The sequence below is a fragment of the Pseudoalteromonas sp. MMG022 genome (genome assembly GCF_021654245.1).
Classification (GTDB): Bacteria; Pseudomonadota; Gammaproteobacteria; order Enterobacterales; family Alteromonadaceae; genus Pseudoalteromonas; species Pseudoalteromonas amylolytica.
Map to the genome: position 1 here is coordinate 1 of NZ_JAKFZQ010000039.1, position 5986 is coordinate 5986.

The window sequence follows — 5986 nt, forward strand, 5'->3', positions numbered from 1 at the left end:
CCTTTTTAAAAGAGGAGGAAATTGCTCATGATGCCTCGGTTAAAAGGGCTTGGTTTTTAGCAAATTTGCAGGCGAGCAACTACTGAATTAATCTTAACTAGGTATCTAGCTTTGGAGTGAAAAAATGGGTTCTGTGATAGTTTGCAACTTACTTATTTTAGGAGTTGTTTTGTTTTTCTATGTGTTGTTTGGGGCTGTGAACCAAAAAGAGCCATAAGTCAGGAAGCTTCGATGGGGATTGGCTTATCTATTTGAAATGCGTTTTCTTCAATATAGTGTCCCATATTGTGGCTCCAGAGTGATTAAATCCGGGCTTTAATACGAGTTCACCCTCTTGCTTGTTCCCCTCAAATAATACCTCAGAGTCAACAACTGTTGTGGAAAATACGGGCCTGCGTATAATTTCGTTTTCTGAGAGACCTGAAGCCTGATAGTAGGCTTTTAACCCTTCAATGTTTGTAGACCATGAGTTTCCTAAGCTATCTAAGGATTCTCCAACTCTACCTATTCTATATAACTTTATGAGTTGGTTGTTTGATTCATAAGTCTTATTGAACTTATTAAGGTCGAAGCGAAAACAATCATAATTTCCTGAAATTATTGGTGATGTGTATAAATCTATATGATCTTGATCGGTTCCATTACCTTGCATAATACTTGTGATCAAGTTCTTATTTTTACAAAGGAATAATAAAAGGCATTCTAAATTACTCCCTAATGAATCAGTGTAAAAATCGCTTTCAAAGTCTCGTGTTGAGTTCAGTTTATTATTTAAAAAATCGAGTTCATCTACTGTTAAATAGTGATTTTCTAAGTGGTCGATATCTATAAAAATACTGCTAAATAAGCTAGTTAAATATTGATTCAAATGTAGCTCCTCGTAAAGTTATTGTTAGTCTAAATTTAGCTGCAGTGGCCATGTTTACTTTTGTGTGCGAGTATTTTTTCTGCTAGCTCATCTTCTTCACAAAACAAAAAGGCAGTTGGTACGTCTAAAACTTTAGCGAGTGCTTTGACAGTTTTAAAATCAGGCGCATGAACCCCTTTTTCATACTGGTTCATTCTCGCAGAGGCTGAGAATTCGTCCATTCCTGCCAAAATACCTAACTGTTTTTGAGATAAACCTTTCCTCTTTCGAGCCTCTTTTAAGCGCTTTGGAAAGGGCGACTCGTCATTTGTTTTCATCGTAAATCAATTAATTCTTGAAAACTAAGAGTCTCTTAGCTTTAATGTTATTCTGATACTCAGGAATCCTTAGTTTTAATGTGAGAGGCTAAACCATGTTTTTAAAAGCACTGAAGGCGGCAGCGTTAGTAGCGCTTGAAGTCATGATCGACGATGATAAGAAATCAGACCAAGACAAGTTTATTGATGAACACAATGATGGAATGGGTAACGTAAACTTCTATGGTGACGAGTATACGGAACAAGAAGCTCGGGAAGCCGATGATAGGGGAGAGTTTTATTATTGATTTACGAGGTTATTAGTGTCAGTGTGGGGTTGGGTTTTTACAGTGTTGCACTGGGATACGCAGCTTACAGCTGCGTAGCGTTTTAATTAGAGGAGCCTTTTTAGACGCTTTGATATTCAGTTTCTCTAACTTTGGTTGATTGTTCTAAGACAAAGAGTTGGTTCAATACCAAAAACTCTCTTATATCATCATGAACGTTACTTTCTAGCTGCTGATGGGCGCGGCGATTACGAAAGGCCATAAATATGCTTGAGTACATATTTGCACGACCAGTGCTCTCACTTCCATCCAAATCATCCCAATATAACGGTGCATTCTCACCAGTAAATGCTTTTGAGAAGAGCTTTGCACCTGTTTCTTTAGTTAGTCCTGATTTTTCTTTAACTAAATGCTCTAGCAGCCTATACCCTGTCATTAGTGCGTGATCAGGGTTTTCCTTGAATGATATCGCAACTTCAAGTAGTCGCTTATCGATAAGAGAAAACGAGATTTCTGCTGGAAAATCATCTATCCAAGAGGCGTTGTTATGGCGGTGGTCATAGATATATTCGTACCACTGCTGAGGTCTAATTGGTTCTTGAGCTACAAGCCACTCCAAATCTTGTAGTGTTAGAGCAGAGCTATTTATTCGTCGTATAAAGTCTTTGGAAACTCTATATTCATCGATATCATCAGCGAACTTTCTGAGTAATGATAAAAGATAGGCAAAAGATCGTGGCCCCTCACCCGAGTAGCCAGAAGTAAATCCTGATTTTATCGCAATATTTATGTCAGCATCGACGTTCAATATTAATGCATGGCGACAGCTATGATCACTGCCGCTGGTTAATATTTTGACTGTATTGATTTTTCGGCCGAAATGAATCATCTCCACTACAGCATCAACACAGTCTTGTGAAATACCAGCGAGCCCTCGGTAGTCGATGCCTGCCAAATTTGTTTTCATATTCCTTTATTCCTATTTATAACTAAGCAGTTAATAAACACTTTACTTTTAACTAATCGTATCTTAGCCTAGATGTACTGGTTCAGACTAGTATCAAAAAAGGCGCTTCTAATTGGCTGCCTGTTACACGTAATGAGGAAACTTAGGGCTTTTATAAAAAGCACAGTTGATACGTATTTAACAGGTTTGGTTTGTTAGGAGAGCTCATGTCCACATTTATTACCACAAAAGAAGCTGCAAGGTTTTTAAACTGTACACCGCAGCATTTGTACAATATCCGAAGTCGGCGAAAAGTAGCGATTGAGCAAGGTGACTCCGAGCTTGCTAAAAAGGTTGCGCCAGAAGCAATCAAAATAGGCGGAAAGCTGCTTTTTGAAGAGTCTACGTTAGAGGCTTGGCTTAGAAAGTACGGCGAAGTTGCTTAGTTTGCGAATACGGCAGGCGTAAGCGACCAAACTATCCGCCTGCCGTGTTGAATATACTCCAACACGGATATCTTATGACAAATATTGCAGAACAGCTAGCTCCTGCTGCGCCTTTGTGTGCGCGAGAACAGCTAATTCAAAGGTTATATAGAACTACACCACCAAGAACACTTTGTACTAATGACGATATAACAATGGGCCGTTACCGTTATGGTGAAATAGCTTTAGGGGAATATCTTCATGTTCAAGTTAACCCAAAAGCTATTCAATATTGGCTGATTTTTGATATAGATGATGAATCAGCGTTTTCTTGGGAAGACAATCTACTACCTGCTCCAAATATAATTGTTAGTGGTCCATCTATAAGTAAATTAGGCAAAATAGAGGCTCAAGGAGGAGCGCATCTGCTGTACGCTATTCAGGGTGTTACAACAAGCCTTAAAGGTAGGCGCAAACCAGTCGCGTTTATGAAGTATGTAAATCAAGCTATGCGAATAAAGCTTGGAGCTGATGAAGACTATACAGGACCTTTATGTAAAAACCCGCTTCATCCCCATTGGAAAATTACCTTCTTACATGCGCATGAGTACAGCCTCAACGAACTAAATGACTTCCTACATAAACCTAAAAGGGAGTATGGCCATGGGTTTGATTGGGGGGCAGTTGCAAACTCTCGTAATTGTTATTTGTTTCACCAACTACGCTTCATTGCTTACAAAAGAATTAACTACGCCAGAGAAAACTGGCGATTTGAGGACTGGCGCAAACACTTGTTTGAGGTTGCTGAAAGCTTAAATAACTTTGAAGGTTTTGGTTTAGCAAAAGAATATCCTCTGAAGTACAAAGAATTGCAGTCGATTACTCAAAGCGTAGCCTCTTGGACTTGGCAAAAATACTTTCCTAACCACAATCGAGGGATTGCAGGAACTTGGTTGTACCAAATACCCATTCAATCCACTGCACTCGCTCAACGCGAAGGTGCACGGTATACCCACACTAAAAGGCGTAAAACATCTGAAGCGTTGATCAAACAAGCTCTCAGCAAGTTGTGCTTTGAAGGTCAAAAGCTTACTCAGAAGAGTATTGCGAACGAAACGGGACTTACTCGACAAACAGTCGCGAAGTATAAGCAATTAATTGATGATGTTAAGTATGCTGCCCCTCAGGGTATTAGGGGTTAAGGGATATAAACTTAGGGGAGTAGGCTTAGTATGTATGTAGCTTTAAAATGCAGAAGTAGAACAGGCTACATATATGCTACATCAAAATAAGATTAACTCAGTAGAAGTGCTACATTTTACAATAAATATAGAGTTAACTTATTGAATAGGGTAAGGAAAAGCTGGTCGGCATAGCAGGATTTGAACCTGCGACCCCTGACACCCCATGACAGTGCGCTACCAAGCTGCGCTATATGCCGACTTGTGCTTTACTATACGGATTTTTTTTTGAAAGGCAATAAGTGGTTGGTTTGTTTGGACATTAAATGAGCTTGTTAGGGTGCAACTGCCTGCTAAACAGGCAGTCACACTTCTGGGGGCTTATTTAAACCAGATACCTTTTGGTAGGGTCTTTTTAAGCTCTGGGTGTTGATTCGCATCAAACACTGGGGTCTTTCCAGATTTAAGTTGTTGATTGTAATCTTTATAGAGCCAAATCACCGCGCCCGATAGCATAAAGAGCGCAATAACGTTAACGATTGCCATCAGACCCATGGAAACGTCCGCCATAGTCCAAATTACACCTAGCTCACCAACGGCGCCAAACATTACCATGCCCAGCACACATAGGCGGAAAATTGCCATACCGTGTTTATGGTTATGTTCTAAGAACATTAAGTTGGTTTCTGCATAAGAGTAGTTAGCAACGATTGAAGTAAATGCAAAGAACAGAATCGCGATGGCAATAAAGGTTGCACCCCAATCACCTACATGCTCAACCAAAGCGGCTTGCGTCAACGCAATACCTGTTACGCCAGATTCTGGAACCAGCTGGTTAGATAACAAGATCAAAGCGGCTGTAGCTGAACAGATAACAATGGTATCAACAAATACGCCCAGCATTTGCACATAACCTTGGGAAGCAGGGTGGTTAGGGTTAGGTGTTGCGGTTGCCGCGGCGTTTGCAGCGCTGCCCATACCCGCTTCATTTGAGAACAAGCCGCGTTTGACCCCCTGGATCATCGCTTGCATCACGGCATAGCCAATAGCGCCTGCACCTGCTTGTTCAAATCCAAACGCACTGTTGATGATCTGCATAAATACATCTGGGAGTAAATCGTAGTTAATTGCGCTGATATAAATGGCTACGAGCAAATAAGCCAAAGCCATAAAGGGCACGACTAACTCGGCAAAGCGTGAAATGGTCTTTAGGCCACCAAATATAATAAAAGCAGAGCCTATCACGAGAATAACGCCCATTATATATTTTGGTACGTCAAAGGCGACTTCAAACGCCGCTGCAATCGAATTGGCCTGTACTGCATTAAATACCAAACCAAAAGCGAGAATAAGGCATAAAGAGAACACCACGCCCATCCAGCGCTTGCCGAGTCCATACTCCATATAATAAGCAGGGCCACCCCGAAAGTTTCCGTCTTCGTCTTTTGTTTTATAAAGCTGGGCTAGGGTACTTTCAGCAAAACTGGTGGCCATACCGATTAAAGCAATAAGCCACATCCAAAAGATTGCGCCTGCGCCCCCTAAATAGAGTGCAACCGCAACGCCTGCCATGTTGCCTGTGCCAACTCGTGCTGCAAGTGATGTACAAAAAGCCTGAAAAGAGGAGATCCCAGTGTCGGCACCACTACGGCTATTAGCCATCACTTTGACCATATAAGGGAACTGTCGAACTTGAATAAAACCCAAACGGAGTGTAAAGAATAAACCTGCTGCTATTAATAGATAGATGAGAACGTGTCCCCAAAGCAATCCACTAACAAAGTCTAAAATATCAGCCATAACTACAAAGCCTACTTATTATATGAACGGAAAATCTGGGCAGGTAATCTAGCACATATATATAGAAGAGTCTTTTAAAGGTCACAAACGAAGGTTATCCACAGCTTTTTGTGGGTAACTTGTGTGAGTTTGGTGTGTAATTGTGTATAGGTAAAAAGGATTAAAAAAAGTGTCATTTTCTAC

The 5986-nt window shown here is 40.7% G+C and carries 7 protein-coding genes and 1 tRNA gene; 3 read left to right on the plus strand and 5 right to left on the minus strand.

The annotated features are described in order from the left end of the window. Positions 1-247: 247 nt before the first annotated feature. Entirely contained in the window at positions 248-868 is a 621-nt protein-coding gene (locus L1070_RS19955; protein ID WP_237126886.1) for a hypothetical protein, read from the minus strand. Between the two features lie 35 nt (positions 869-903). Continuing rightward, positions 904-1185, minus strand: a complete 282-nt coding sequence (locus L1070_RS19960; protein WP_237126887.1) for a helix-turn-helix transcriptional regulator — start codon at positions 1183-1185, stop codon at positions 904-906. 95 nt (positions 1186-1280) lie between these two features. Between L1070_RS19960 and L1070_RS19965 the strand changes: the two genes are divergently transcribed. Further along, positions 1281-1472: a hypothetical protein gene (locus tag L1070_RS19965; RefSeq protein ID WP_237126888.1), complete on the plus strand. Its 192-nt coding sequence runs from the start codon at positions 1281-1283 to the stop codon at positions 1470-1472. A 100-nt stretch (positions 1473-1572) separates the two neighbouring features. Here the strand turns inward: L1070_RS19965 and L1070_RS19970 are convergent, their stop codons facing one another. Continuing rightward, the gene (locus L1070_RS19970) at positions 1573-2418 is read right to left on the minus strand and encodes a TIGR02391 family protein (protein WP_237126889.1); all 846 of its coding nucleotides are present in this window, start codon (positions 2416-2418) and stop codon (positions 1573-1575) included. A gap of 206 nt (positions 2419-2624) precedes the next feature. On the opposite strand from L1070_RS19970, the gene L1070_RS19975 reads away from it, so the two are divergent. Then, positions 2625-2843: a helix-turn-helix domain-containing protein gene (locus L1070_RS19975; RefSeq protein WP_045988834.1), complete on the plus strand. Its 219-nt coding sequence runs from the start codon at positions 2625-2627 to the stop codon at positions 2841-2843. Positions 2844-2917: 74 nt separating this feature from the next. Then, on the plus strand, positions 2918-4024 hold the full coding sequence (locus L1070_RS19980) for a replication initiation protein (protein ID WP_045988835.1): 1107 nt from the start codon (positions 2918-2920) through the stop codon (positions 4022-4024). A 162-nt stretch (positions 4025-4186) separates the two neighbouring features. Here the strand turns inward: L1070_RS19980 and L1070_RS19985 are convergent. Further along, positions 4187-4263: transfer RNA gene (locus tag L1070_RS19985), tRNA-Pro, on the minus strand. Between the two features lie 121 nt (positions 4264-4384). Further along, the gene (locus L1070_RS19990; protein ID WP_237126890.1) at positions 4385-5803 is read right to left on the minus strand and encodes a sodium:alanine symporter family protein; all 1419 of its coding nucleotides are present in this window, start codon (positions 5801-5803) and stop codon (positions 4385-4387) included. Positions 5804-5986: the final 183 nt, after the last annotated feature.